This window comes from Halomonas sp. AOP12-B1-6 (genome assembly GCF_052379225.1).
Taxonomy (GTDB): Bacteria; Pseudomonadota; Gammaproteobacteria; order Pseudomonadales; family Halomonadaceae; genus Vreelandella; species Vreelandella casei.
Genome location: NZ_JBQSYK010000002.1, coordinates 335,189 through 358,935 on the forward strand (window position 1 = coordinate 335,189; position 23,747 = coordinate 358,935).

The 23,747-nt window shown below is 54.0% G+C and carries 26 protein-coding genes; 2 read left to right on the forward strand and 24 right to left on the reverse strand.

Annotation, left to right across the window (positions count from 1 at the left end; translation table 11 throughout):
* Positions 1-228 precede the first annotated feature (228 nt).
* Genes ACT3TR_RS06840 through ACT3TR_RS06900 form a run of 13 tightly spaced genes read right to left on the reverse strand, consistent with a single transcriptional unit; the run spans position 229 to position 9,278 of the window.
* Positions 229-1,278, reverse strand: a complete 1,050-nt coding sequence (locus ACT3TR_RS06840) for an EscU/YscU/HrcU family type III secretion system export apparatus switch protein (RefSeq protein WP_096277474.1) — start codon at positions 1,276-1,278, stop codon at positions 229-231.
* A gap of 24 nt (positions 1,279-1,302) precedes the next feature.
* Positions 1,303-2,124, reverse strand: coding sequence for a type III secretion system export apparatus subunit SctT (sctT, locus tag ACT3TR_RS06845; protein ID WP_444624895.1), 822 nt, complete (start codon positions 2,122-2,124; stop codon positions 1,303-1,305).
* Positions 2,125-2,171: 47 nt separating this feature from the next.
* Positions 2,172-2,441, reverse strand: coding sequence for an EscS/YscS/HrcS family type III secretion system export apparatus protein (locus ACT3TR_RS06850; RefSeq protein ID WP_096277470.1), 270 nt, complete (start codon positions 2,439-2,441; stop codon positions 2,172-2,174).
* Between the two features lie 2 nt (positions 2,442-2,443).
* Positions 2,444-3,100 (reverse strand): type III secretion system export apparatus subunit SctR, encoded by a 657-nt coding sequence (gene sctR, locus ACT3TR_RS06855; protein WP_096277468.1) that lies wholly within the window; start codon positions 3,098-3,100, stop codon positions 2,444-2,446.
* On the reverse strand, positions 3,093-4,178 hold the full coding sequence (sctQ, locus tag ACT3TR_RS06860; protein WP_444624894.1) for a type III secretion system cytoplasmic ring protein SctQ: 1,086 nt from the start codon (positions 4,176-4,178) through the stop codon (positions 3,093-3,095). The genes sctR and sctQ overlap by 8 nt, the downstream gene beginning before the upstream one ends.
* The gene (locus ACT3TR_RS06865) at positions 4,178-4,654 is read right to left on the reverse strand and encodes a hypothetical protein (RefSeq protein WP_096277464.1); all 477 of its coding nucleotides are present in this window, start codon (positions 4,652-4,654) and stop codon (positions 4,178-4,180) included. The genes sctQ and ACT3TR_RS06865 overlap by 1 nt, the downstream gene beginning before the upstream one ends.
* On the reverse strand, positions 4,651-5,991 hold the full coding sequence (locus ACT3TR_RS06870) for a FliI/YscN family ATPase (RefSeq protein ID WP_444624893.1): 1,341 nt from the start codon (positions 5,989-5,991) through the stop codon (positions 4,651-4,653). The genes ACT3TR_RS06865 and ACT3TR_RS06870 overlap by 4 nt, the downstream gene beginning before the upstream one ends.
* The gene (sctL, locus tag ACT3TR_RS06875) at positions 5,991-6,578 is read right to left on the reverse strand and encodes a type III secretion system stator protein SctL (RefSeq protein ID WP_444624892.1); all 588 of its coding nucleotides are present in this window, start codon (positions 6,576-6,578) and stop codon (positions 5,991-5,993) included. Before sctL ends, ACT3TR_RS06870 begins: the two co-directional genes overlap by 1 nt.
* Positions 6,575-7,225 carry a hypothetical protein gene (locus ACT3TR_RS06880; protein ID WP_444624891.1) on the reverse strand — a complete coding sequence of 217 codons (651 nt, stop codon included), beginning with the start codon at positions 7,223-7,225 and terminating at the stop codon, positions 6,575-6,577. The genes sctL and ACT3TR_RS06880 overlap by 4 nt, the downstream gene beginning before the upstream one ends.
* Entirely contained in the window at positions 7,222-8,028 is an 807-nt protein-coding gene (sctJ, locus tag ACT3TR_RS06885; protein ID WP_444624890.1) for a type III secretion system inner membrane ring lipoprotein SctJ, read from the reverse strand. The genes ACT3TR_RS06880 and sctJ overlap by 4 nt, the downstream gene beginning before the upstream one ends.
* Before the next feature lie 3 nt (positions 8,029-8,031).
* A complete protein-coding gene (locus ACT3TR_RS06890) occupies positions 8,032-8,433 on the reverse strand; it encodes a hypothetical protein (RefSeq protein ID WP_441685385.1) in 402 nt (133 codons plus the stop codon).
* A 49-nt stretch (positions 8,434-8,482) separates the two neighbouring features.
* The gene (locus ACT3TR_RS06895) at positions 8,483-8,668 is read right to left on the reverse strand and encodes a hypothetical protein (RefSeq protein ID WP_096277452.1); all 186 of its coding nucleotides are present in this window, start codon (positions 8,666-8,668) and stop codon (positions 8,483-8,485) included.
* 28 nt (positions 8,669-8,696) lie between these two features.
* Complete coding sequence (locus ACT3TR_RS06900) at positions 8,697-9,278, reverse strand: hypothetical protein (RefSeq protein ID WP_096277450.1); 582 nt, start codon at positions 9,276-9,278, stop codon at positions 8,697-8,699.
* A 207-nt stretch (positions 9,279-9,485) separates the two neighbouring features.
* Between ACT3TR_RS06900 and ACT3TR_RS06905 the strand changes: the two genes are divergently transcribed.
* Positions 9,486-10,271 (forward strand): tetratricopeptide repeat protein, encoded by a 786-nt coding sequence (locus tag ACT3TR_RS06905; RefSeq protein WP_176483356.1) that lies wholly within the window; start codon positions 9,486-9,488, stop codon positions 10,269-10,271.
* 11 nt (positions 10,272-10,282) lie between these two features.
* Here the strand turns inward: ACT3TR_RS06905 and ACT3TR_RS06910 are convergent, their stop codons facing one another.
* The 7 genes from ACT3TR_RS06910 to ACT3TR_RS06940 all read right to left on the reverse strand — a co-directional run bounded on the left by ACT3TR_RS06910 (position 10,283) and on the right by ACT3TR_RS06940 (position 16,386).
* Entirely contained in the window at positions 10,283-10,699 is a 417-nt protein-coding gene (locus tag ACT3TR_RS06910) for a hypothetical protein (protein WP_141393025.1), read from the reverse strand.
* 16 nt (positions 10,700-10,715) lie between these two features.
* Entirely contained in the window at positions 10,716-12,065 is a 1,350-nt protein-coding gene (locus tag ACT3TR_RS06915; RefSeq protein WP_444624889.1) for a type II and III secretion system protein family protein, read from the reverse strand.
* A gap of 40 nt (positions 12,066-12,105) precedes the next feature.
* Positions 12,106-14,274 carry a type III secretion system export apparatus subunit SctV gene (gene sctV / locus ACT3TR_RS06920; protein ID WP_096277443.1) on the reverse strand — a complete coding sequence of 723 codons (2,169 nt, stop codon included), beginning with the start codon at positions 14,272-14,274 and terminating at the stop codon, positions 12,106-12,108.
* Positions 14,271-14,606 carry a tetratricopeptide repeat protein gene (locus tag ACT3TR_RS06925; RefSeq protein WP_217990270.1) on the reverse strand — a complete coding sequence of 112 codons (336 nt, stop codon included), beginning with the start codon at positions 14,604-14,606 and terminating at the stop codon, positions 14,271-14,273. The genes sctV and ACT3TR_RS06925 overlap by 4 nt, the downstream gene beginning before the upstream one ends.
* Complete coding sequence (locus tag ACT3TR_RS06930; protein ID WP_096277441.1) at positions 14,603-15,001, reverse strand: hypothetical protein; 399 nt, start codon at positions 14,999-15,001, stop codon at positions 14,603-14,605. Before ACT3TR_RS06930 ends, ACT3TR_RS06925 begins: the two co-directional genes overlap by 4 nt.
* A 9-nt stretch (positions 15,002-15,010) precedes the next feature.
* On the reverse strand, positions 15,011-16,039 hold the full coding sequence (locus ACT3TR_RS06935) for a SctD/MshK family protein (protein ID WP_096277439.1): 1,029 nt from the start codon (positions 16,037-16,039) through the stop codon (positions 15,011-15,013).
* Between the two features lie 149 nt (positions 16,040-16,188).
* Complete coding sequence (locus ACT3TR_RS06940; protein ID WP_096277437.1) at positions 16,189-16,386, reverse strand: hypothetical protein; 198 nt, start codon at positions 16,384-16,386, stop codon at positions 16,189-16,191.
* A 798-nt stretch (positions 16,387-17,184) separates the two neighbouring features.
* Between ACT3TR_RS06940 and mgtE the strand changes: the two genes are divergently transcribed.
* Positions 17,185-18,540, forward strand: coding sequence for a magnesium transporter (mgtE, locus tag ACT3TR_RS06945; protein ID WP_444624888.1), 1,356 nt, complete (start codon positions 17,185-17,187; stop codon positions 18,538-18,540).
* Positions 18,541-18,605: 65 nt separating this feature from the next.
* Here mgtE and ACT3TR_RS06950 read toward each other — a convergent pair whose 3' ends face one another.
* From ACT3TR_RS06950 to iolE, 4 genes are all read right to left on the reverse strand, one after another.
* Positions 18,606-19,727, reverse strand: a complete 1,122-nt coding sequence (locus ACT3TR_RS06950) for a Gfo/Idh/MocA family protein (protein WP_444624887.1) — start codon at positions 19,725-19,727, stop codon at positions 18,606-18,608.
* Between the two features lie 46 nt (positions 19,728-19,773).
* Entirely contained in the window at positions 19,774-21,195 is a 1,422-nt protein-coding gene (locus ACT3TR_RS06955; protein WP_444624886.1) for a sugar porter family MFS transporter, read from the reverse strand.
* A 101-nt stretch (positions 21,196-21,296) separates the two neighbouring features.
* The gene (locus ACT3TR_RS06960) at positions 21,297-22,799 is read right to left on the reverse strand and encodes a CoA-acylating methylmalonate-semialdehyde dehydrogenase (RefSeq protein WP_444624885.1); all 1,503 of its coding nucleotides are present in this window, start codon (positions 22,797-22,799) and stop codon (positions 21,297-21,299) included.
* 13 nt (positions 22,800-22,812) lie between these two features.
* Positions 22,813-23,736, reverse strand: a complete 924-nt coding sequence (gene iolE / locus ACT3TR_RS06965; RefSeq protein WP_444624884.1) for a myo-inosose-2 dehydratase — start codon at positions 23,734-23,736, stop codon at positions 22,813-22,815.
* Between the last annotated feature and the right edge of the window lie 11 nt (positions 23,737-23,747).

The following is a 23,747-nucleotide window of genomic DNA, read 5'->3' on the forward strand; positions in this document are numbered from 1 at the left end:
GATCAAATGAGTCATCACTGAGTATGTTGATCATTTTTATTTAAAGCTTGTAAACTCTTATATTTAAGCGTAGCTAAAGTTTTTGAAAACGCAATATGCAATATATTGTTCGGGCTCAGCCCGATTCAGTAGCGACGTTACTGAGTTCAGCGTCGCCACACACCAGAATAATCACGCATCGCTGAAGTGAGCCGAGACAGGCCACTGAAGAGCGCCGGCCAAGACTGACTAAATAAGCTTGGCTGCAACCAAAATGTCGGCTACTGACTGAAAAGCATCGCCCGGGACCGGTTCGCCGTTACCGGCACGCCTACCGATCCGGCCGGCCAGCTCGCGGTTTTCCACAACAGTCAGTTGGCATTCCGCTGCCTTGCGTCGCAGCAAAGCAGAATCTTCAGGTGCCGCCCTGCAAACCACCACGGGCACCGGCGTCTCGCCACGCACGTAGCGGATACCCACCAACCAGTCGCCTTCGGCACCAATCATAATTGACGCCTGCTCTATCCCGGTACGCGTTGAGGCCCCATGAGTGCTGCGGCGCTGCCGCTGACGCGCCTTGCGGATTTCCGGATCGCCCTCTATATCTTTACGCTCACGCTTTTGCTCGGAGCGCGTCATGCGCTGATCACGTCGAAACAGCCAGCGCTGCATCTGCACGTCGATCAATCCAACCACTAAAAATACAACCAGGGCAGTAATTACCAACGGCTTGAGCAGGGCCAGAAATATACCCTCAAGGCAACCGATACCACAACGAGCCGACTCCATTAGAGCCTGCAACCCTAGCCGACACACCACAACGAAAGCGACACCAAGTGTGACAAGTTTGAGCAGTGATTTGAAAAACTCAATAATCCCACGCGCAGAAAAAATCCGTTTGACCCCAGCGGCGGGATTAATGTGTTCGAATTTTGGTTTGATAGGTTCAACAGAGAACAGCATGCCGCGCATGATGAGGATGTTGGTCAGGACTGCGGCGACAACGGTGATAACGATCAGCGGCAGTATCGAGTACACCAGAACTTCGACTCCTGCAGCCACTAGCCGTGGCCACACGGTGTCAAAGGGCTCTAGGTAGAGCCGAGTAGTGAGAGTGATCAGACTACGTACCCGAGCCTCAATCATCCCAGTGCTGGCGAGTAAGTAGAGGGTGCAGCCCAGCATAGTGACGGCAGTTACCATGTCACTACTCTTATCCACTTGCCCTTTCAAGCGGACATCGCGAAGCTTTTTATCCGATGCGGGGAGAGACTTTTCCTCGCTTGGCTGCTCACTCATTGCAGACTCCTAAAAAGGGCGGTGCTATGGCATGGAGCCGACCAATGACGCGAAGCGCCGATAGTAATCGTCTAGCATTCCCAATTCGCCAAACATCTGGGGCACCAAGAATACCAAGTAGAGTGCTATCAGAAAGGTGAACAACAGGTTCTTGATCGGTAGCGACAAGATGAACATGTTGAGAGTAGGCGCCATGCGCGCCAGGTAGGCAAGCATCAGATCGGCCACCAGCATGGCGATGACCAACGGTGCAACCATCAGCAAGCCGACTCGCATCACCTGATCCAGAAAGCCAAGCATCGCCAGGGCTGTCCGAATGTCCAAAGCAGGCATGAAAGAATCCACAGGCCATAGTGTATAGCTGTTGTAAAAACCATCGAGCAGTACTAAGAAGCCGCCACTACCAAAAAATAGTGCCACTAGCATGATTACTAAGAGCGTGCTAGTAACACTGGACTGCGTGGCGCCGCTCGGGTCGAGCAATTGCCCCATGGTCGAAGCACGCTGCAGATCGACCAATTCACCCGCCACCTCAGCCGCCCAGAACGGAATACCGAACACCATGCCAAGGAACACCCCGATCAACAACTCTTTGAAGAGCAAGCCAGTGATAATGAAAGCGGTTGTGTCTCCTAGAGCGGACAATGTCTCAAGAATAGGCAGTATCATGGGAATTGATAGGGTCAGGGCCACAGCGGCACGAATCAGACCGGTTAAGCCAAGGCGATTGAAGACGGGCGTAATTAAGATCATGCCCGAAGCGCGGGCCATACCAATAGCGACCGCTACCAACAAAGGATAGACTTGCTCAATCAGTACGTGGGAGAGCTCATCGTACAATATCACCACTCCTTCGGAAGTGTTCCATTATTGCCGTGGCGACGAAAATTGGTTTAACGCGTCCATGACGCGAAATTATTCAATATCTGATCGGTCAGGTTGATAAGCTGGCCAACCAACAAAGGCCCCGCCAGAATCAGCACCAGCATTATTACAATCACCTTGACCGACTGCGGTAGCGACTGATCTTGAATCTGCGTCAACGCCTGAAACAAACCGATGCCAAAACCGATCACAATCGCCGACACTAGCGCCGGTGCTGACAGCAGAAGCACTGTCCACAAAGCCTCGCTCATCAACGACTGAAAGATGCCTTCTGTCATCGCTAACCCCCATAGCTGAGAATCAGACCGTGCATCAACCGGGACCAGCCATCGACGGCGACAAATAGAAAGATCTTCAGAGGCACCGAAATTAAGGGCGGAGCTACCATCACCATGCCCATCGCCATCAAGACATTAGCTACGATTAAGTCTATAACCAGGAATGGGATATAAATCAGAAACCCTATCTCGAAGGCGCGCGTCAGCTCGGATGTGACAAAGGCGGGAATTAACGTCACTAGATCGTCATCCCTGACATTTTCTCGCGCTTGCTCAGACCAGATGTTCTGAGTGGCATCAAGGAAGAAGGCTCGCTCACGCTCGTTCGCGTACTGCGATAAATATTCCTTGAGCGGCTCTCGCAAAATCTCTCCGGTCGCCTGGATCTCTTCCATACTACTTAGTCCCGCTGAGCTACTTTCGAGCTGATAGTAAATCTCCCCCACCAGTGGAGTGGTGATATACACAGTCAATACCAAAGCAATGCCATACAACAAAAGATTCGGCGGTGTCTGCTGAACCCCCAGCGCATTGCGAATAAGAAAAAGCACTACGGCGATCTTGAGAAAAGAGGTCATGGTGACAACTGCCAGCGGCAGCAGGCCCAGAGACGCGACAAGAACGATGATCCCGATCAAATCGGGCTCGAACTCATTCATCGATAGCCAGCCTCACGATTTGTACACCCAAACCATCGCCGACCTCCACCAAGCGTCCGCGTCCCATGACCTTGCCGTTGATTACCAAATCTACGGCCTCCTCCGATGGACGCGACAGGGCTAGCACGCTGCCCTGATCAAGTTCGCGCAGCTCGCCTAGCGAGAGCTCAAGACGACCAAACTCACAGACCAGTCGAACCGGCAGTCGACCTAGCATTGCGTCATCCAACTGAGTCGACGGAATGCCGCCGGCGTCCTTCTGGGAGTCGTCGGGGGGCTGGGCCATATTGAAATCTCCTTGGGTCAAAATATGAAACGAGGACCGCAATTGCATACCGTCCCGATGTGCGGCCGCTTCAGCCATTAGGGTACCGCCGATCTCTGCCGTCTCCGGGCCAGGCCTGTCGAGCATGACAACGTCCCCCAGATTCAGACCACGAAGCTCGGCAAGACTCAGCGTCTGACATCCGGCAACCCACTGCAGCGGCCAGGACACTGCAGTGCATGCCTTCGGCGCCACCGAACAATGAGTATCAAGTAGAGGGTATAGTGCTAAGGCAGATGATAGAGTTAGCGCCAGCGAGAGCCAGCCACACTGCTCTTCGCCCTCTAACCGCAGTGCGATGCGCACTGGCAGATCCTCTGGCGTATCAACATCACTATGAAAGCGAATCGTGCTCCCTAGTCGCGCTTCTAAGGGCTTGAGCCATTCGAGTAAAGCATACTCCAGCCATAAAGCGCGCACCTCAGGCGTGCAATCTTGCAATGACCGGCGTAGCGATAGAGGTGCAACCAGCATTGCGAGCGCCGCAGAGTCGAGTGTCAATCTCGCCGCCTCCGCCCCCAGGCCGATTCCAATCGTTATCGCGCTCACGCTGGGAGACGACCCAGGATCCAGGTGCCACCTCAGTGGGTACCCACCTAGCGACAGGACTAGTGGCTCCCGCGGACGGCTCATAACATTCAATATAGCCACGGCACCCGACGGCAGGCGAGGCAAGCGTGGTGAAATCAGTTTACCTGGAATAGCATCTACCAACGTTTTGTTGCTGTTAAGAAACGCCTCTTCATTCACCATCAACGCACACCTCGTGGAATAGCATCCTCAACTTCCAGTTCGGCATGTACTTCATCGCGGAGGCGTTCAGCGTCGTGCCGCCGTGCCACCAGTTTTTTAAGGGCACGCTCGCTCCGCATCCGACGCACCCACTCGGAGGCAAGACGGTCACGCTCGGTCAATTGCCGGGATTGCTCCTGCTCGGCCTCATGACGGACCTCTTCCAGAACTGCTTGACGGCGATAATGCACATTGATGCCTTGGCGCATGTCCTCAAACGCGGCCTTCGATAGCAAATTCTCTCCATTGGAGTCGAACCAAGCCTGCTCCTGGTGATCGAAGGCACGGCGTTGCTCAGCGAGCTTGTTATCAAGCGCTTCTAGATTCTCCGCATCGGTTTGACAGCGGCGCCTCTGCTCTGCCAGGGCGTATTCGGCCCGGCGCAAGCGACTCTCTCGTAGAGCCCGTAGCTTCTCAAGTTGTTGGCGTGCTTTCATGACACAATCTCGCTCATGCGTTGCAGAGTATCCTTAAGCCCACCAATCTCATCGCTGGACTGGCGTAGGAAAGCCTCTATGACCGCGCGTTTGTCCACGGCCTCGTCAGTAAGGGCATCTTGTCCTCGTTGGTATTCACCCACCTGGATCAAGAGCTCGACATCCTGATAACGCGCAAGCAGATCTCGAAGTCGACCGGCATCACGGCGATGGTCTTCGCTTGCAACAGCGTCCATCAAACGGCTGCGGCTGGCCAGCACGTCGATTGCTGGGAAGTGATTGCGGCGGGCCAGGTCGGCACTCAACACGATATGCCCGTCGAGAATCGCCCGCGTCTCTTCGGCCACAGGGTCGAGTGTCCCATCTCCTTCGGTGAGCACAGTGTACAGAGCGGTTATGCTGCCGCGCGCGCCCGGCCCTGAGCGCTCTAGCAAACGCGGTAAGGCCGCAAAGAACGAGGGCGGAAAGCCCCGGCGTGTCGGCGGCTCTCCAGCGGCCAGACCAATCTCGCGCTGAGCGCGAGCAAAGCGAGTGATACTATCAACCAGCAGCAAGACATCGCGCCCTTGATCACGAAAATACTCGGCCACGCTGGTGGCTACCATCGCCGACCGAACACGCTCTATGGCCGGCCGATCCGAAGTGGCTACCACGCACACCGTGCGTCGGCGAGCCTCGGCACTCAATTGTACTTCCAGTAACTCGCGCACCTCGCGGCCCCGCTCGCCGACCAAGCCCAAAACAATGACTTCGGCTTCACTACCGCGCACTATAGCGGAGATAAGTGACGACTTGCCCACTCCGGGTTCGCCAAAAATCCCTATGCGCTGGCCACGCGCAACGGTGAGCGGGCCGTCGATGGCGCGAATCCCCAAAGCCAGCGGATGCTTGATTAACTGTCTTGACAGCGGCGCGGGCGGCGCAGCATGAACCGGGTATTCACTCAAGGCGTCAATAGATGGCTTTGGCGCGCCGTCGATGAAATTACCGAGCGGGCTAACGACACGACCTAGCAGGGCCTCACCGACGGGCACACTCTGCGGTGCCCCGGTAGCAATCACTTCCGTCCGGGTCGACATCCCGTACAGATCGCCGATGGGCGACAAGATAGCGTTTTCGGCCTCAAACCCAATGACCTCGGCGGGTACGCTGCGACCACTAAGCGGATCGCGCAAATAGCACAACTCGCCGATGCCGGCACCGTCGACGCTAGCATGCACTAATTGGCCAAGAATACGCCGCACTCGACCACGTACCGGCCTTAACTTTGCCTGGGCGACGCGCTCAGAGAGGCTCGGCAATAAGGTATCGAAATCAATGTCGGGACCTTGCGTCATCACGTTCTCCCTGCATCATGGCAGAACAGCGCCTCACGCAACGTATTCAGTTGTGCATCCACTCCCACGTCAACCACTGCCACTGGGCTGACTAGTAGACACTGCCCAGCATCAAGTTGGGCATCACCCACCACATGACATTCCCGGTGCCCACCTCTCTCTGTCAGCAGCGTCTCAACCTGGGCAACCAGCTCCGGTGCAACGCGCACCGTTAACGCCATATCATGGCGATATTCGTCAAGCGCCTGACGCACACAACAACTGATCAACTCGGCATCATCAAATTCTCCCAGTATGCGTCGCACCATCTGCAAACTAAGGTCGGCCATCGACTGATCCAGCCCCGCCAGATACGTTTTTACGTGTTGCGTCGTTCGATCCAGCAGCTCGGCAGCCTGCGCCTCTCCAGCCCGCCGCCCTTCCTCAAAGCCCTCTAAATAGGCCTTTTCTGAAGTGCGGCGAGCCTCATCCGCGATGCCGTCGGCTTGACGTCGTACTTGTTTTAGAAAGGCGTAACCGTCAACCCAGGCAGCGGCTTCAGCTGCCTTCAGTATAGTTTTGCCCGGATGCGGCGGTAGCTCGTTCACTCTACTGCCTCCACTCCGTGATCAATCATGAACGCTGACGCACGACGCACGATGTCAGGCCCTTGTTTACAAATCTCGTCACTGGGCTCGGAGTCAGGGCGACCAGGGCTTCCCAATACGCCTAGACGCAGCCAATCAGTAAGCCCTGCCGGCTGCATCGACATCCAAGCGGCGATGCAGGCGACGCCATCGCGCTCCACAGAATGCTCCAAAGCATCGTCATCGGCATAATCATGACTGTGAAGCGCCACGTCGCGATTGCTCAACGCAGCTCTATATGAAAGCTCGCCAAAACGCTGCTTAAGCTCGACGACGCGAGTTGCGCGAATTGCGTGTACGAAAGCTCTGGCGTGGCAGATCATGCCGCAATAACGCGCCAGCTCCTCACCGGCCCCGGGTGGCAGCTTGAATAATACCAAGTCGCTCGCCTCAGGCATCGGTAACTCTTCGGGTGGAAGCAAGCCATGCCGGTGCGCTAGCTGCTCTCCCAGACGCTGCTGGAAGCGCGGATGCCGCGCCAATACTGCCTGGGTAGCATCGTCGGCCACGTTTTCCAGCTCAGCGCATAACCATTGCAGGGCGACATATTCCGTCGGCTTCTCAATAAATGCTTGCCAAGGGTCAAGTTGCGCACTGTCAGGCATCATGGCGGCGTCTCCTCCAATTCATAGGTGCCTCGTTGCCGCTTTCGCCAGAGCACCCAACCCAGAGCACCTGCCAAGCCTAGGACAAGCGCCAGCAATATGCTGAAGAGCCAAACAGCGCGTGTCACACTAGAGGTCGGCATGGCGATGCCAAGAAACGAGCGCAAGGAAGCCTGTGCCTCTCCGACCGGCACCTCAAGCATGACCGCGGCGACCGGAACCACCGAGACACTTTCATAATCAAGACCCGAGATGCCATTGGCAACCAGTGTCTTGATCCTAGGGATCATGGGGTCGATCTCGAGAGCAGGGGAATGGCGGATAAACACCGAAGCCGACGACGGCGTACTGTTCTTTTCCAGCAGGTCGTTATCGGACAGTACTACATGCACTCGGGCTGAGAGCACTCCGTCGATTTGCGATACCGTATGGGAGAGCTCTTCACTGAGGGCATAGATCATTTTTGCGCGTTCTTGCACTGGCGAGGACACCAAGCTATTACTTTCGAAGACCTCATTAAGATTTGAAAACGTCTGCCCCGGCAGTCCCAGACGATCAAGAACGCTAATTGCCTCCGAAAAATGGTTCTCGTCGATGGTGACAGTCATACCCCCCTCTTTCTGAACCACTCGATTCGCCGGTATACCATGCCGTGCCAGACTCGCCACCATCACATTGGCTTCACGCTCACTGAGGTTGGTGTAGAGCTCCGTGTCACATGCCTGAAGCAAAAGCGACATAGCCACGACCGCCAGAAGCCGCACGGCATTCAACCAGGGTCCCGTCATCCGTTGTTTGGAAAGCAAGTGTCACTGTCCTCGTAACAAGGTTTTGCAAGCGCCGGACATCTGAGAAGCACAAGACGACATCAGCTTCGTCAAGGTCGCGTGATCGAACATGGTGGAGAATGATTCAAGCATTCGGTCAAACTGCATGTCCTCCACTCCTCCAGCCCCTTCTCCCGCCATACCTTCGCCGCTAGAGGGCCGCATGGCACCACTGTCATGCAACCTGCTGGAGAAGCTCTGCACCTTATCGAGAGGGCCCTCCAGTGAATTTAAAATACTGGAACCCAGCTCGGCTGGGGTGGTTACCTGCAGCGTCACTCCGGATTGCTGCGCCATGTGTTCGAATAGGTTCTGCGCCGCCAGCGCCTCTGTGCCCCCCCCACCGGGAGGGGTTGCAGCGCCTATCGTAGTTGTAGGAATCATAATCTAGGCTCCTTCGCTGGTATTGTTGACCGAATTATCGACCCCTCGCTCAGCCTTCTTCTTTAAGCATGTCGCTTGCATAGCCCATTAGATGCGATATAGCCAATGAGCCCACAGCCTGGCCGACAATATCAGTGACCTTGGCATTCTCAACAGCCTGATCAAAGTTCTGTTGCTGATCGAGACTCAGTGTCTCATTGCCATTTGAGGCGTTCACTCCATCTACCGTTGCCATAACTACTTCCTCCCATTCGGGTTGCTCATCATTCGGCAGTCTGCTTCGTAATACTGCCTCGAAACACAGTCACTCCACCGTCGTTACTCGGGCTAGGTGCCGGCTGACGCAAGCGCTCGACGCGTCGCGCCACATCATCAACCCAAGCATTCATACCCCATATTTGTAACGTATCACCACCGTCTACAAGCCTGGATCGCATAGGGTCACCAACGCTAGAACCTTCGATATCCGCCATCAGGCGCTGACTATCAATGTCAGTCAGCTCGAAGGACTGCTGCGTCATTTCCTCCCGCGTAGAAACATGCAACACACCACCATCAAAGAACCATGCTAGGTCATTGGCGGCACACACCTGCTCAAGAAACCCTCGGGCAGTCTCAGCCGTTATATTTCCACGAACCGCACCCTCGACCCGCTGAGAAACCTCCATAGGAAGCGCGAGATTCCTGCCAAACTCCTTCAACACAGCTTGAACGTCTTGCTCGACAATCAGATAGCGATATTCACGCTCCATCCATTCAGCGGCTCCATTCGATTCATCAGACGCCCATGTTACGGCTGGAAATAGCAGTATCATGGGACCTGACAAAAGGATGGCGTAGATCATTAAACGCCCACCTTTACTGCATGACGATGTAAGTGATAGTCGACGCTTGCTAGGCTCTCTAGCCTGCCTAAAATGCATAAAAAACCTACACATCATGCTTCCTCGACCCCAGTTGACGAGTTCCAGGTTCGGTGGCTCAATACCTTTAAACATAGAACACTAATTTTTTTTCTACCACACGCCATAAGGCGTACCATGGAGCGTCCAATGTCGATGCGATACTGCATACGCCTTCCCATCCTGTTGTCCTGCTCGTTGCTAGTTGCCTGCGCGACCACTGCCGAGCAAGCCGAAGAGTCTAGCTTATTGTCTTTGGCCGATGACATCGCTGCCCAGGGTGACTACGCCACCGCCACCACCCTCTATGAACGTGCAGCTGAGCTATCGGATGAAGACGTCAATATCAACGTCCGGCTTGGCGACGCACGACTCGCTAGCGGCGATCTGCAGGGAGCACTGCGCTCGTACCGAGCCGCACTGGAAAAGAACATCGACTCCCCAACGGCCCTGCTCGGCCTCGGATCGACCCAGCTGCGGCTCGACAAGGTCGAAAGTGCGTTGCGCAACCTACGCCGAGCAGCACCGGCACTTGACACTCCCACCGCCTGGAGCCGCCTAGGCGCCGCGCAGGCTTTACTGGGCGTGAAAGAGGGCGAAGCCGCAGTCTCTTCCTTTTCGCGAGCAGCAGAACTGCTACCAGATGCCCCCGACGCACAGACCAATTTGGCGCTAGCCCAGTCCCTGGCCGGACAACACGCTACTGCAGTAGCCCACATACGCGATGTCGCCTCTTCCCCGCTGGCCGAGGACCGCCACTTCCATAGCCTGATTTTAATTCTGATACTAGCTGGCGATACCCAACAGGCGGAAACGATCGAGATTCCCGATATGCCAGCATCACAGCGCCAATCACTAATCGAACAAGCCCAGCGCATTCGCGCCTTGCCCGACATCGGCGAACGGGCTCGTGCCATCGGGCTCGCCGGATATTAATGAGGCGACAGCTACATGTCGCTCGTTGTGGCATAGCGGCCCACCCCCCTCGCCTCTTCCTCTAGTCGTTGTCGCCGCCGCTGACTGTGCTCGCGATTAGAGAGCCGTTCCCGAGCCGCTCGGGCCAACGGCTCCGCGCTCGATGGCCCCATGTCTCGCCCTTGCAGCAGATCCCGTGGCCGTTCAACCATGAACTGCAAATTAAGGTCGTTCGCACAACCTGGAGGTAGGGCAACGATGCCAGTCTTTGAGGCCGGTAAATGACAGAGGTGAGGGGCCAGCAAAAGCCGCTGTTCGGTGGTATCATCCACGCCGGTTGCGTGGTAGCCCGTATCCCAGGACATCGGCCCCATTGATGAAGAACATCCTCCTAGCAACAGCAGCAGAGGCACTAGCCGCCAAATAGCCTTAGGCTTTGTCGTTATCACCACGTGCTCCTCACTCTTATTGTAGATAGAAGCCGAAGGGATCGTCCCGTACCGCTTGCCTGGGGAGTGCCTCGCCATTGACCTGCAAATAGCCGTTATCAGCCCGCCCTTGAGCCAACGGTGTACGCAATGGCTGTGTCACAGGCTCGACGATATAGGGAGTAATCAGAATAACGAGCTCAGTTTCACTGCGCTGAAAACGACGAGATCGAAACAGGTTCCCCAAGATCGGCAAGTCACCCAACACTGGCACCCGCTCAATGGCATTGGAGGCGTCGCGCTGGAATAATCCTGCGATAGCAAAGGTCTGACCACTTCCCACTTCAACCACGGTATCCGCTCGGCGCACCTGCAGCCCGGGCACACTGATGCCACCGATCTCAACACCGCTGCTGGTCAAGCTGCTAACCTCAGGCCGTACCTCCAACGATATACGTTCGTTAGGCAACAGGACTGGCGTAAACATTAGCGAGACCCCAAACTGCTTATACTCAATACCTACCAGATCATTGCCAACCGGTACCGGAATGGGAATTTCTCCTCCAGCAAGAAAACTAGCGGTTTCGCCGGTAACAGCAGTGATGTTGGGCTCCGCCAGGATCTGCAGCAAATTATTCCTCTGCAGAGCTTGGAGTAGACCATCAACGCCATCGACGCCGCTACCCACAGTGCCAAACGCATTGCCAGCCATAGAGCCCGGCAAGACACCCACCGAGAGCGAGCCGTTGTTGATCAGCGCGCTCCAACTGATGCCATACTCCAACAACTCCTCACGGGCTACCTCTGCGAAACGCACGCGAAGATTAATCTGAGTGGCTCCCTCGTAGGTGGAGTTATTCTGCGCCGCGCCCTCCCCCGGTGCCTGGCGTTCAAGTGTGGCTTGAGTGGCAAGAGCGCTTTCGACACTCTGACTTTGTCCTTCGGCCAGCAATTGGTTACCAGCCACCCGTAGATGGATCGGTGTGCCAGCATCGGCAGCGTGCAACGCCCGATTAGCCCCCTGAGCGCCATCACTGACCTCTAGGCGCATGGAGGCTTCGGTACTATCATCGGGGCCAAGCGCGATGAGATTGGTATCCCCATACTGCTTGCCGAATAAATAAAGAACACCGGGTGATACTACCTGAACATCGGCAATCTCAGGGTTGGCAACAAACACCGATGACACATCCTGGTTAAAACGTAAGATTAGCCCTTGCCCCGTTTCCAGGCTGAGAGAACGCTCACCAGACTGCCCATGGGCATGACCAGCCATCATCGTCAACAGCAATATGAGAGGCGTCAGAACGCGAGCCATTACACGTCGATCAGTATCTTCGGTCATCGCTCTAAAACTGAGCAGTGTCATGCATAATGTTACTTTCACAGGTTGACTCCATACTGAAATATATTGTTATAGCGGTCTTTTACTCTTCCGAGGTGTCAGCCTTTTGATCGGTATCTCGTGGCGATGTTACCGGTATTTTCACCTGCGCCAGCACATGCAAATTGAATTCCGAGGCGACCTCCTGCCAGGCAATGACCGGTAGATCCAGTTGGTAGCGCTTGGCCCACTGTTGCAGCACTGGGCGAATATCACTGGAGGTAATGATCACCGGAGCCACATCTGCATCCAGCTCGCCCAATCGTTGTTGGAACCAACCGTTCAGTGATCGCGACAAGCGTATCGGCAAGCCACCGTTGCGAGTGCCGCCACCAGAACTACGTAGCGAGGTCCGAACCACTTCCTCGAGCTGGCGTGTAATTACCCAGGCCGGCAGAACCCTGTCTGCTCGTGCGTAGCGATAACATATCTGGCGGGCAAGAGCGGCGCGAATCCGCTCCACCAAGCGCACTACGTTCTGCTCCTGCCCTCCCCATGTCACCATCGCCTCAAGGATGGTACGCAGAGCTCGTATGGGCACACCTTCTTCTACTAGGCGTCTTAGCACATCAGCCATCTTTTGCAACGACACAACCCTTATAGCTTCGCCAACAAGCTCCGCGTAATCCTGTTCCATGCGCGATAACAAAGCCCGAGTCTCCTGGATACCGACGAACTCTCCTGCGTAGCGACCTAGCACTCGCTCCAGACAGTCACACAGCACTCGCTCGACCGTCCGGTAGCCAATGCCCGACTCCTCAAGGCGCGCTAGCTCGCTGTCGTCCACCCAGAGGCCCGGCGCACGGCCACTTAGTGGCGGATGCTCATGGCACTCGACATCCAGTAGCTGTAGGTGGATAGGATCGTCGTCAAGTAATACTCGCCCAGCGGGGATATCGCCTTCCAAAACCGGTACTTCATCGAGTTCTATGCTAATGCGTCGCGCCTGCATTGTCGGTAGCACGCGTACACCGACATTCGGCATCTCGACGCCAAGCTCCAGCCCCACACGCTGCCTCGTAGCGTTCAACAAGCCATGCAGCTCGTCAAGGGACAGAGCCTCTTCCAGGGCAATATCCAGTGATACCATCAGTCGATACCCTGCTGTCGGAAACGCCTCTTCTGCTGGTGGCTCCGGCATTGTGGCCGCTGATGCTGCAGGCGCTGATGTCGCTTCATCGGCGTTACTCACCACCTCAACAGTCTCTTCTATGTCACGTTTATCATGCCTCGCTCGGCGCCGCACGCACCATGCAGCCAAACCAAGGCCGGCGGCCAGTACCAAAAACACGGTAGTAGCGAACCCAGGAATGAAGGCGGCAAAGAAGAGGACGACGGCGGTTAGTTCCAACGCCCGCGCGTTATTGCCCAACTGCGCGATGATTTCACTGCCGAGATCACCAGCCTGATCAGAATTAACTCGCGTCACCACAGTGCCAGCACCGACCGCGATGAGCAGCGCAGGGATCTGAGCAATAAGCCCATCGCCGACAGTCAACAGCGAATAAGTGTTCACAGCCTCACCGAATGCCATGTCACGTTTGAGCATGCCTATCAACAGCCCTCCGATCAAGTTAACGCATAGAATCACCAAACTCGCGATAGCGTCACCCTTAACGAATTTCATGGCACCATCCATAGAGCCATACAACTGACTTTCGCGCTCCAAGCGCTGACGACGAGTTCGCGCTTCTCCCGCGTCTATGTCGCCGTTGCGCAGATCATTATCAATACTCATCTGCTTGCCCGGCATCGCATCCAAGATGAAGCGGGCAGCCACTTCGGCGACCCGCTCGGCGCCTTTAGTAATCACCAAGAACTGGGCGATTGTTATGATCAGGAAAACCACGAGACCTATGACTACCTCGCCAGCAATGACGAAGTTACCGAAGGCAGACACCATCTGACCAGCATATCCCTCTAGCAGAATAAGGCGCGTGGTACTAATCGATAGTGCCAAACGAAACAGCGTCGCCAAAAGAATAATCGGCGGCAGCGACGAATAGTCGACAGGGTGAGAGATATAGAACGCGACGATCAGGATCAGCAGACTAAAACCAATATTGATACCGATTAGAGCATCGACCAGGGCGGTCGGCAGCGGAATAATCATCATGACGACTGCCAGCACGATAAAGCTGGCGATCACTACATCACTGCGCTGCGCTGCACGTTGCGCGATGACATTGAGTCGAGTTAACAGACCGCTCATCTATCCTCCCGGCGCTGTAGATAGTCTTGAAAGCACCGCCGCGCATCATCGTGCCTACCATCGACCCACAGTGCCCGACTCTGCAGCAGCGACAGAATCGGCGTATGCCCTTCCACATATTCAAGACGTTCGACCGCATTCAGCGCACGCGGGACATCGCCGTTAACGATAAAAGCTTGGATAAGGGTGTGAAGGATGCCGGTATGAGCTGGCACTATGTGCGAGGCAAGCAGCAATAGCACCAACCCACGCTTACGTTCACCGCTTTTCACGTACAAGTGCCCCAGCATATGTAACAATTCGGCGGCGTGGCGGTCACTGTCGTCAGTCACGTCGCACCCTCCTCGGCGCGTCGCGCCTCCCATTCCTGGCGCAAGGCAATCTCTTCATAAATCAACTGGGAGGCAAGCTCGGTAGCATCGCCTTCAGCCTCAAGCCTGGGCAAAATGTTATCCACTACGTGTTGCAGCAACTCAATGCTCCGCTCACCGCTATAAAGGGATGGCCCCCCGATTGCCGGCGTCGATTCTCGCTCCACGCGACTAATTAAAGAGTCATCTCCCTCGCGGCGCCCCCGAGTATTATCCAACGCGCGATCAAAGCCAGATTGGAGTCCCGAGTCAACGAGTCTGTCAGCGTTGATATCAACAGGACGCGCCTTAGCCTCTACCGGCTCATCATGCCGAGGATTTTCGGTGACGTTAGCGCGATCAGGCGCAATTCTCATTAACTCGTCCTACAGCGTCAGAAAAAACTGTTCGTCGCCACGGCGCAAGGTAACCCTTTCGTCGCCGATAGCGGCAAGCACCCAGCCTTCCGGCAAAGATGCCCCCGTGTACAATCTCTCGCCTTTGGCACCAATGACATAAGGGTTATCACCCAGCCAAACAGCCTGAAAACGAAAAGTTGGCTGGTCAGCAATCAGGCTCAATTTGGCATTACTGACCAATACTTGGCTGCTGCCGTAGCGCTGATCGAACCAGCGCTGCACTCCCTGCCAATCCTCATGCCGCTCGGGCGCGAATTCGCCCGACACTACCAGATGGTTGCCGGCATCGCTCACCTGTAGCCCATCAAGATCAGCCTGTTTCAATCGACCCTCCAAGGCCTCCGCAGGCGTTTCGTGCTGATCGCTTGTCAGTGCCGCCTCTACCGCTTGAGGATATAAAGTAGCGGTCGAATGTAGAGCTTCGGCAGAAATATTAGCGCCCGCTTCGTCCACTCCCACTAACTGATAAACGCCAGCGATACCGATAATTGTGCAAAGCGCAGTTAACACGGCTCCACGTCCAACTCGCTCGCCCCCGGAAGAATGGCGTCTTCGCGACAACAGCTTATGCGGCAGCGAGTCACGGGTGGCGCGCAATGCTGACTCAACTGCCTCGTAAGCCGATCGCAAGGCGGGCGGCAAAGAGGTCTCAGGACGCGAGAGTCGCAGCCGGGCGTCCCCCATAGCGAGAGTCGTAGGCAAGTCGATGCGCCGTCCAGTGCCTTGCGCCAGCGTTTCGCCGCCAATGATAACCTCCCCACCAACTGCTTCAATTGCTACCATCCGGGCGTGAAACCGCAGGATGACATGCTCAGCAGCGACACCCTCATCGCAGAGCATCACATCCGCCGGCTCCGCAGCGCCGATACGGCATACAGCTTGCTCCAGGGACACAGCTACGCCCTGATGAACACCCCCAGTCACTTGAATCGTCGAATAAACACCTGCGGACGGAGTGAATAACGAACCAATAGATGTCGTGAAAGAAGAGGCCATGAGCAAATACCTATCAATAAACCTCCTGCCTGCTGCTACAAATTACTTCCAGCGGCTGGCAAGAGGAAAATAAAACCGTTGAGACTACAAAAGCGTTATCAACAGCCAGCGGCGGCAAATACCACCACTGACCGATATGATGGCAATCCTCAGTTGTTTGGACGAGAGGACTTGGCGGTATCAACCTCCGTATTACCCTCCGTCTTGGCCTTGCTCACTTCCATGGATTTTTGAGCAGCTTCTTCGAAGACCTGCTTCAGCTGGCCAACATCAATACCTCCACCGCCGCCGTCACCACCAGCAGGAGGAACACCGTTCTCTTTCTTCGGTTTATCAAATGTAAACATTACCATCTCTCCTTTTATTCATGTTATGCCTCCATTGGAGTCAGAAGGCATAGCTTGTAAAGCACTTCTATAGAATTACAAATGCAGAGCTAGAAACCTAACTCAAAGCTCGTGAGCTGTGAGCCAACCTCGTTTTGATCAAATGAATCCACTTGGAGTACATTGATCATTTTTGTGCAAAAAAAATAGAGCTGCACAATGAAGCTAATACTTAATGTAGTTTAATCGTCAGACAACGCAAGGCCAAAATACGCTAAATGGACATAAAATCATGAGCTATTGGTTGGCAATATTAAATTCTGGCTTGACATGAACCGGTAAGAAAATAATTATAATTAGGAAAAAGGAGGCCTAATATTTGCCCCTACCGTGCTTCAATTAACTCCCTTCGCCACTCTTAACAAATAGTTTCTTGGCGACCAGGTTTCACCTGACGCCCTGCTGAGATTATTCTATGAAACTATATGAAACATCTATGAGATCAGGGGCAATTCGGCAGGGTACATAACGACATTGAAAGTCTCATATCACCTCCCCCAGACCTGCAGCTTTTGTCCTTAATGAACAAAGCCAGCTTAGCAGTACCGTCTGAGCATTAGCTTCAATCAGTCGGTAATGCTCCCTCAAGTGCTCTCAGAACTAAAAACAGCCAATCTTCATCATGTTTTCTAATTAAGACAACGTTTTTACAGATAGCATGAATGGCTTTCAAACAAGCCTGTCGATAAAATCTATGGCAAACCATCAAGAACTTTCACGTGAATGGATTGAGAACTAATTTCCCAGAGGACGGGCTCTATGCGCGATGATGACCAATACTCCAATACTGAAGAGCAGCTGCTGTATCTTCAAAAGCGGTTAGACGAGGAAGATACAAGCGCGTTAAAAGCGCTTTTCACTGAGCTCGACACCTTAGAGATTGCGCGCACACTTGAGTCTTTTCCTGCTAAAACCCGCGACTTGCTTTGGGAATACATCCCTGAAGAATTCATTGGTGAAGTGCTGGCAGAAGTCGATGAAGAGATTCGTGCCGACTATATTGAAGATTTATCGGCAAGCGACGTAGAGCAAATTGTTAAAGGGCTGGATGCGCAAGAAGTCGCAGAGGTATTAGATGTTGCTGACGAGGCTATCAAAACCAGTGTTTACGCCAGTTTAGACCAAGAGATTCGCGCGCAAGTTGAGAACCTTCACGCCTATGAAGACAATGTGGTGGGGCGTTACATGGATCCTGAAACGGTCAATGTAAAACAAGGCGTCTCGCTAGAAGCCGTGCAACGTTATATTCGAATCTACCACCTGCTTGATGATGAATCGCAGCAAATTATGATCACCGATAAGGATAAGCGCCTGCTTGGCACCCTGACCTTAATCGACTTAATCAAACAGCCACAAGATGCTGTGGTTGATGATTATATGGATGATTTTTTTACCCTCAATGACCAAATGAAAGTCGGTGACGCGGCAGCATTATTGCGCTCTAAAGAACTCCACTTTGTGCCGGTCTGCGATAGTGACGGCTTATTGGTCGGCCAGCTAAATGCCACTGACGTACTCGAAATCACGCAAGATGATGCTGACATGACGTTAAAGCATTTGTCGGGCGTCAGTGACGAAGAAGAAGTCTTTACCCCGATTATGCGCAGCGCGAAAAGCAGGGGTATCTGGCTGGGCATTAACTTGTTGACGGCCTTTTTAGCGGCGTTTGTTATCGGCCAGTTTGAAGCCGTGCTAGATCAAATCGTTGCCTTGGCCATCTTGATGCCGGTCGTGGCCAGCATGGGCGGCATTGCCGGCAGCCAAACCCTGACCGTGGTGATTCGTGGCTTGGCACTTGGTCAGCTTGCAGGAAATAATAAACGCTGGCTGTATAACAAAGAGCTGTGGGTGGGCATGAGTAATGGCCTGGTGTGGTCGTTAGTGGTCGGCTTTATTTCCTACCTGTGGTTTAGAGACCCGCTGATTACGCTGGTGATCACACTGGCGATTTTTATCAATATGAGCCTGGCCAACGTATCGGGCGTACTGATCCCACTGGTATTGAAAAGACTGCAAATTGACCCGGCCCTTTCGGCCGCGGTGATTTTAACTACCGTTACCGATGTAGTGGGCTTTTTATCTTTCCTAGGCTTAGCCACGCTGATTATTTTGTAATTTTTGCTTCTTAGGCAGACACTGGAGCGCTTTTGAAAAGACGTCCGCGTCTGGTCATAAGTTGCCTATACCGTCACCCACTGCCCTGCCTGGTCGGATTTTTCGATGGCATCAATGAGGTAATTCACGCGGGCAGCCTCACGAAAATCAGGATACAACGGGCGGTCGTTAACAATCCCTTCAATCAAGTCACGTACTTCGATAATTTTCTGGTCATTATAGCCCAAACCATGGCCAGGCGCCGGGCTAAACGCCGCATAGTCGGGATGTTCAGGGCCCGTCAACAGCGTCATAAACCCGCGGCGCCCATTCGGTCCCTCGTGGCGATAAAGCTGTAGTTCACTCATACGCTCTTGGTCGAACACAATGGCGCCTTTGGTGCCGGTTAGCGTGTAGGCAAGGCCCATTTTTCGCCCTGCCGCCACGCGTGACGTTTCGATATTGCCAATAAGCCCGTCACTGAAGCGCAGCATTGCTTGCGCTTGATCGTCGTTTTCAACCTGGGCCATCCCGCTACCATCTGCCTTTGGACGCATGGGAATCACCGTCTGTAGCTGACCACATACCGATGTAATGCGCTGGCCAGTCAGAAACTCTGCCATATTAAGAATATGCGAGCCGACATCGCCTAACGCACCAGCCCCTGCCGTGGCACGCAGCGTATGCCAGTCGTTGGGTTTTTGAGGGTCAAGTAGGTAGTCTTCATTGTGCCGCCCACGGAAATGGATCAGTTCGCCAATTTCACCACTTAGCACGATTTCTCGCGCCAGCTGAGTGGCTGAATTACGAATATAATTAAAGCCAACTAGCGTTTTCACTCCAGCACGCTCAGCGGCCGCGACCATCTCGTCAGCATCCGCGGCGCTTAGCGCCAGCGGCTTCTCCGCATACACATGCTTACCAGCGGCAATGGCTGCAAGCGCCATTTCTTTATGCAAGAAGTTAGGCGAGCAAATATCCACCACGTCTACGTCGCTGTCCGCTACCAGCGCACGCCAATCATCTGTGGCCCTAGAAAATCCCCAAGCACTCGCCCGGCTTTTTGCCATCGAAAGATTTACATCCGCCAACAGCTCACACACGGGCTTAGCTGGGAGTTCAAAAACGCTAGGCGCTGCGTTAAACGCAATGGCATGCGCTTTACCCATAAAACCGGTGCCAATGAGACCAATTTTAATCTCTTTCATCACACACCTATAATAATCAATGAATAAGTAAATAGGACATGCTGCATTAAGAAGGCTGGCTGACCAGCGGTGCTTTACCTTTTAGCTTTTCCAGCGTAATGGCTTCTATTTCTTCCAGCTCGTAGCCTTTGGTTTCTGGCACAAAGCGCAGGACGAAAAATAGGCTGAGAAGGCTAAACGCCGCATATAGCCAGAAACTGAACCCCCCATTAAACAAGGCTTGCAGGGTGGGGCTGCGGTCCATCATCGGAAAGGTTTGTGTCACGATAATACCAGCGAGCCACTGGCAGGCCACAGCCAGTGCCATCGCACGTGATCGAATACGATTAGGAAATAGCTCTGAAATCAGTGTCCAGCATACGCATCCCCATGAGATGGCAAAGGACACCACATAAATAATGAGACACACTAACGCCGCATAACCCACCATTTCGAGATAGAAGGTGAGGCCAAGTAGCGTCATGCTCAACGCGCTGCCTATGGTGCCAACAACGAGCAATGGAATGCGTCCCACCCGGTCAATTAGCAGCATGCCTAATGCATTACCCAGGACGAACGTCACCCCCATAATGGAGGTTTGTAACAAAGCCGACTCGTGATCGCCGGTGACTTTGCCAAGCACTTCCGGTGCGTAATACATCACCACATTGATACCGGTAAACTGCTGGGCCGAGGAGATAAACACCCCAAGAGCGACGATGCCGAACAAACCCGGCGTCAGCAGGCTCAACCGCGTACTGCGGCGAATGTCTTGAAACGAGCGATTGATGTCATTCATGACATGATCGATATGATGCGCCGGGGTGAATCGGGCAATAATATTTCTTGCCTGTTCCTGTTTGCCACGTAACACCAGCCACCTGGGTGACTCTGGAATTAACGGTAATAGCAATGCAAACAGCAGAGCGGGAATAACTTCAGACCCCAGCATCCAACGCCAGCCAACATCTTGTAGCCATGTTTCGGTGACGCCTTTGGCGATAAAGTAATTAACAAAAAAGACCACCATTTGGCCGAAGACAATCGATTGTTGGAAAAGACTAACCGTTCGACCTCGCAAATTGCTTGGCGATATTTCTGAGATATACATGGGTGCAATGACGCTGGCCAAGCCTACGGCGGCTCCGCCAACAATACGCCAAAGGCTAAATACCATGAAATTTTCAGCGAGAGCTGATCCCGCAGCAGAGGCAATAAATAATAATGCTGCGATTAGAAAACTGCGTTTCCTACCAAACGCTAACGCGATTTGGCCCGCCCCAATGGCACCCACCACACAGCCCACGACAACAGAAGAAACAGCCCACCCCGTTTGCGCGGGCGTCAAGCTGAAGTAGCTAGAAATAGGGCCAATTGCACCGGATATAACAGCGGTGTCATAGCCAAATAATAGTCCGCCTAGCGTCGCTATCAGGCTGACTCTGATGATATAAACCAATTGTTTGGTTGTGAGGTTTATAGAATTCATTATTGCACCCACTCTTATAAGCATTCTTTAAGCCATCAAAGGGCGGTTGCCTAACGATTAACGCTGGCAACTCCCCGTGTGTCTTTTATTAATGAGATGTTTTACATCGTGGGCATTGAGAAATGGTTGGTCTCTTCGCGAATACCGCTAGGCCAGCGTTGCGTAATCGTTTTCATACGCGTATTGAAACGCACTCCATCAGGACCATGCATGTGTAAGGGGCCGAACAAAGAGCGCTTCCAGCCACCGAAGCTGTGGAACGCCATAGGCACCGGGATGGGTACGTTGACGCCCACCATGCCTACCTGGATTTGTTCGCAGTATTGACGAGCGGCATCGCCATCGCGGGTAAAGATCGCCGTACCGTTGCCGTACTCGTGGGCATTGATCATCGCGACGGCATCGTCGAAGCTTTCCACACGAGTGATCGCCAATACGGGGCCAAAAATTTCTTCTGAATGAATACGCATGCTGGGCGTCACGTGGTCAAACAGGGTGCCACCAATGAAGTAGCCATCGCCGGCACCATCAATGACGGTCTCGCGCCCATCGACGACCAACTCAGCCCCTTCGTCTACGCCGGTCTGGATATACCCCGCCACTTTGTCACGGTGCTCACGGGTAATTAACGGACCCATATCGTTATCAGGACCATCGACCAAGCCGGGGCCAACCGTTAGCTTATCAAGCTCCGCCACCAGTTTTTCACGCAGGCGCTGGGCGGTCTCTTCGCCGACAGGCACAGCAACAGAAATCGCCATACAGCGCTCACCCGCCGAGCCGTAAGCGGCGCCCATCAGTGCACTCACCGCCTGGTCAAGATCCGCATCGGGCATAATCACCATATGGTTTTTTGCCCCGCCCAGTGCTTGAACACGCTTGCCATGCTTGGATGCGGTCGCGTAAATGTATTCAGCAATCGGCGTGGAGCCGACAAAGCTCACCGCCTGCACCCGCTCATCCGTCAGTAGTACATCCACCGCTTCTTTATCCCCGTTGACGACGTTAAAGACGCCGTCCGGTAGCCCTGCTTCCGTTAACAGTTCGGCTAAGCGTAACGGCGTAGAAGGGTCTTTTTCTGATGGCTTCATTACAAAAGTATTGCCACAGGCCAGCGCAATGGGGAACATCCAAAGCGGCACCATGGCGGGGAAGTTAAACGGCGAGATACCGGCACAGACACCCAGCGGCTGCATCATGGAGTAGCTATCGACCCCGGTGCCCACGTTCATGGAGTGCTCGCCCTTTTGTAGGTGAGGAATGCCACAGGCAAACTCGACCACTTCCAGACCGCGGGTCACTTCGCCTTTGGCGTCAGAAAACACCTTGCCGTGTTCGCTGGAAATAAGGCGCGCCAGCTCGTCAGTATGCTGCTCGACCAATTCTTTAAATTTAAACAGTATCCGGGCACGCTTAAGCGGTGAGGTTTTGGACCAGGCGCCAAATGCTTCATCCGCTATGCGTACAGCTTCTCGCGCCTCGTCAGCAGATGCTAGAGCGACCTGAGCGCTTTGTACTCCCGTAGCAGGATTATAAACCGGCGCAAAACGCTCACTGTGGTTTGAAAGGCGCTTGCCCTTTAAAAAATTCGATAACGTCAGCATAAAAATTCCTTAATTAAACAGTAGCGGTAATAGTGGCGTCGGCAATATCAAACCCTGCCTGCTCGGCAAGTTGGCGTAAATTGCGGTGGCCCAAACGGGCGTAGGTCAGCGGGTGAGCTACCTCTGGGTCCTGTTCAGCTTCAACCACCAGCCAGCCTTGATACCCTTGTTCACAGAGATGCGTTAAGGCAGGTAAGAAATCGATATCGCCATCGCCCGGCACCGTAAACATGCCGTCAAGCACGCCATTTAAAAAGCTCTTATCGCGATTACGCACGGCTTCCAGCACCGGGAAGCGCAGGTCTTTACAGTGCACGTGGTGGATGCGATCGCTGTAGCGCTTGGCAATGGCGAGCGGGTCACCGTCGGCACCCCGCAGGTGGCCAAAGTCCAGCAATAAACCGACATCTCCGCTGGTGTTATCCATCAAGCGTTCGACGTCTACCTGGCTTTCAATCACCGTGCCCAGGTGATGGTGATAGACCAGCTGTATGCCTTGCGATTTAAGGTAGTCGCCGACCACATTCAGCCCGTGGGTAAGGCGCTGCCAATCGGCTTCGGCCAGGTGAGGACGCTGGGAAAGCGGGCGCTGCTGATCACCGTGCACACAGTGAGTGACTTCACACAACACCATGACCTTAGCACCGCACTGTTTGAGCAAATTCATGTGGTCTTGTATGGCTTCAATCTCTTCTTCAGGGCTACGCGCTAGCAACTGTGCCGAGTACCAGCCAGACACCAGTGCGAGGTTGTGGCTATTGAGCACTTGCCCCAAAGCATCCGGCGTACGCGGAAACTTGTTGCCCAGCTCAAAGCCGCTAAAGCCTGCTTCGCGCCCTTCTTTCAGGCAGGTTTCCAGGGAGGTCATCGCGCCTAAACTAGGTAGGTCGTCGTTCGTCCATGTGAGCGGATTAATGCCTAATGTTACCGTGGGCATAATGTGATTCC

What these genes read in the sequence shown, in the direction of transcription:
- ACT3TR_RS06900 (WP_096277450.1), bottom strand. Translation starts at nt 9,278, where the DNA reads ATGATCTACGCCATCCTTTTGTCAGGTCCCATGATACTGCTATTTCCA.
- ACT3TR_RS06940 (WP_096277437.1), bottom strand. Translation starts at nt 16,386, where the DNA reads ATGTTTACATTTGATAAACCGAAGAAAGAGAACGGTGTTCCTCCTGCT.
- mgtE (WP_444624888.1), top strand. Translation starts at nt 17,185, where the DNA reads ATGCGCGATGATGACCAATACTCCAATACTGAAGAGCAGCTGCTGTAT.
- ACT3TR_RS06950 (WP_444624887.1), bottom strand. Translation starts at nt 19,727, where the DNA reads ATGAAAGAGATTAAAATTGGTCTCATTGGCACCGGTTTTATGGGTAAA.
- ACT3TR_RS06930 (WP_096277441.1), bottom strand. Translation starts at nt 15,001, where the DNA reads ATGAGAATTGCGCCTGATCGCGCTAACGTCACCGAAAATCCTCGGCAT.
- ACT3TR_RS06850 (WP_096277470.1), bottom strand. Translation starts at nt 2,441, where the DNA reads ATGACAGAAGGCATCTTTCAGTCGTTGATGAGCGAGGCTTTGTGGACA.
- iolE (WP_444624884.1), bottom strand. Translation starts at nt 23,736, where the DNA reads ATGCCCACGGTAACATTAGGCATTAATCCGCTCACATGGACGAACGAC.
- ACT3TR_RS06895 (WP_096277452.1), bottom strand. Translation starts at nt 8,668, where the DNA reads ATGGCAACGGTAGATGGAGTGAACGCCTCAAATGGCAATGAGACACTG.
- ACT3TR_RS06865 (WP_096277464.1), bottom strand. Translation starts at nt 4,654, where the DNA reads ATGAAAGCACGCCAACAACTTGAGAAGCTACGGGCTCTACGAGAGAGT.
- sctV (WP_096277443.1), bottom strand. Translation starts at nt 14,274, where the DNA reads ATGAGCGGTCTGTTAACTCGACTCAATGTCATCGCGCAACGTGCAGCG.
- sctQ (WP_444624894.1), bottom strand. Translation starts at nt 4,178, where the DNA reads ATGGTGAATGAAGAGGCGTTTCTTAACAGCAACAAAACGTTGGTAGAT.
- ACT3TR_RS06960 (WP_444624885.1), bottom strand. Translation starts at nt 22,799, where the DNA reads ATGCTGACGTTATCGAATTTTTTAAAGGGCAAGCGCCTTTCAAACCAC.
- ACT3TR_RS06955 (WP_444624886.1), bottom strand. Translation starts at nt 21,195, where the DNA reads ATGAATTCTATAAACCTCACAACCAAACAATTGGTTTATATCATCAGA.
- sctR (WP_096277468.1), bottom strand. Translation starts at nt 3,100, where the DNA reads ATGAATGAGTTCGAGCCCGATTTGATCGGGATCATCGTTCTTGTCGCG.
- ACT3TR_RS06905 (WP_176483356.1), top strand. Translation starts at nt 9,486, where the DNA reads ATGTCGATGCGATACTGCATACGCCTTCCCATCCTGTTGTCCTGCTCG.
- ACT3TR_RS06880 (WP_444624891.1), bottom strand. Translation starts at nt 7,225, where the DNA reads ATGATGCCTGACAGTGCGCAACTTGACCCTTGGCAAGCATTTATTGAG.
- ACT3TR_RS06870 (WP_444624893.1), bottom strand. Translation starts at nt 5,991, where the DNA reads ATGACGCAAGGTCCCGACATTGATTTCGATACCTTATTGCCGAGCCTC.
- ACT3TR_RS06840 (WP_096277474.1), bottom strand. Translation starts at nt 1,278, where the DNA reads ATGAGTGAGCAGCCAAGCGAGGAAAAGTCTCTCCCCGCATCGGATAAA.
- ACT3TR_RS06890 (WP_441685385.1), bottom strand. Translation starts at nt 8,433, where the DNA reads ATGATTCCTACAACTACGATAGGCGCTGCAACCCCTCCCGGTGGGGGG.
- ACT3TR_RS06935 (WP_096277439.1), bottom strand. Translation starts at nt 16,039, where the DNA reads ATGGCCTCTTCTTTCACGACATCTATTGGTTCGTTATTCACTCCGTCC.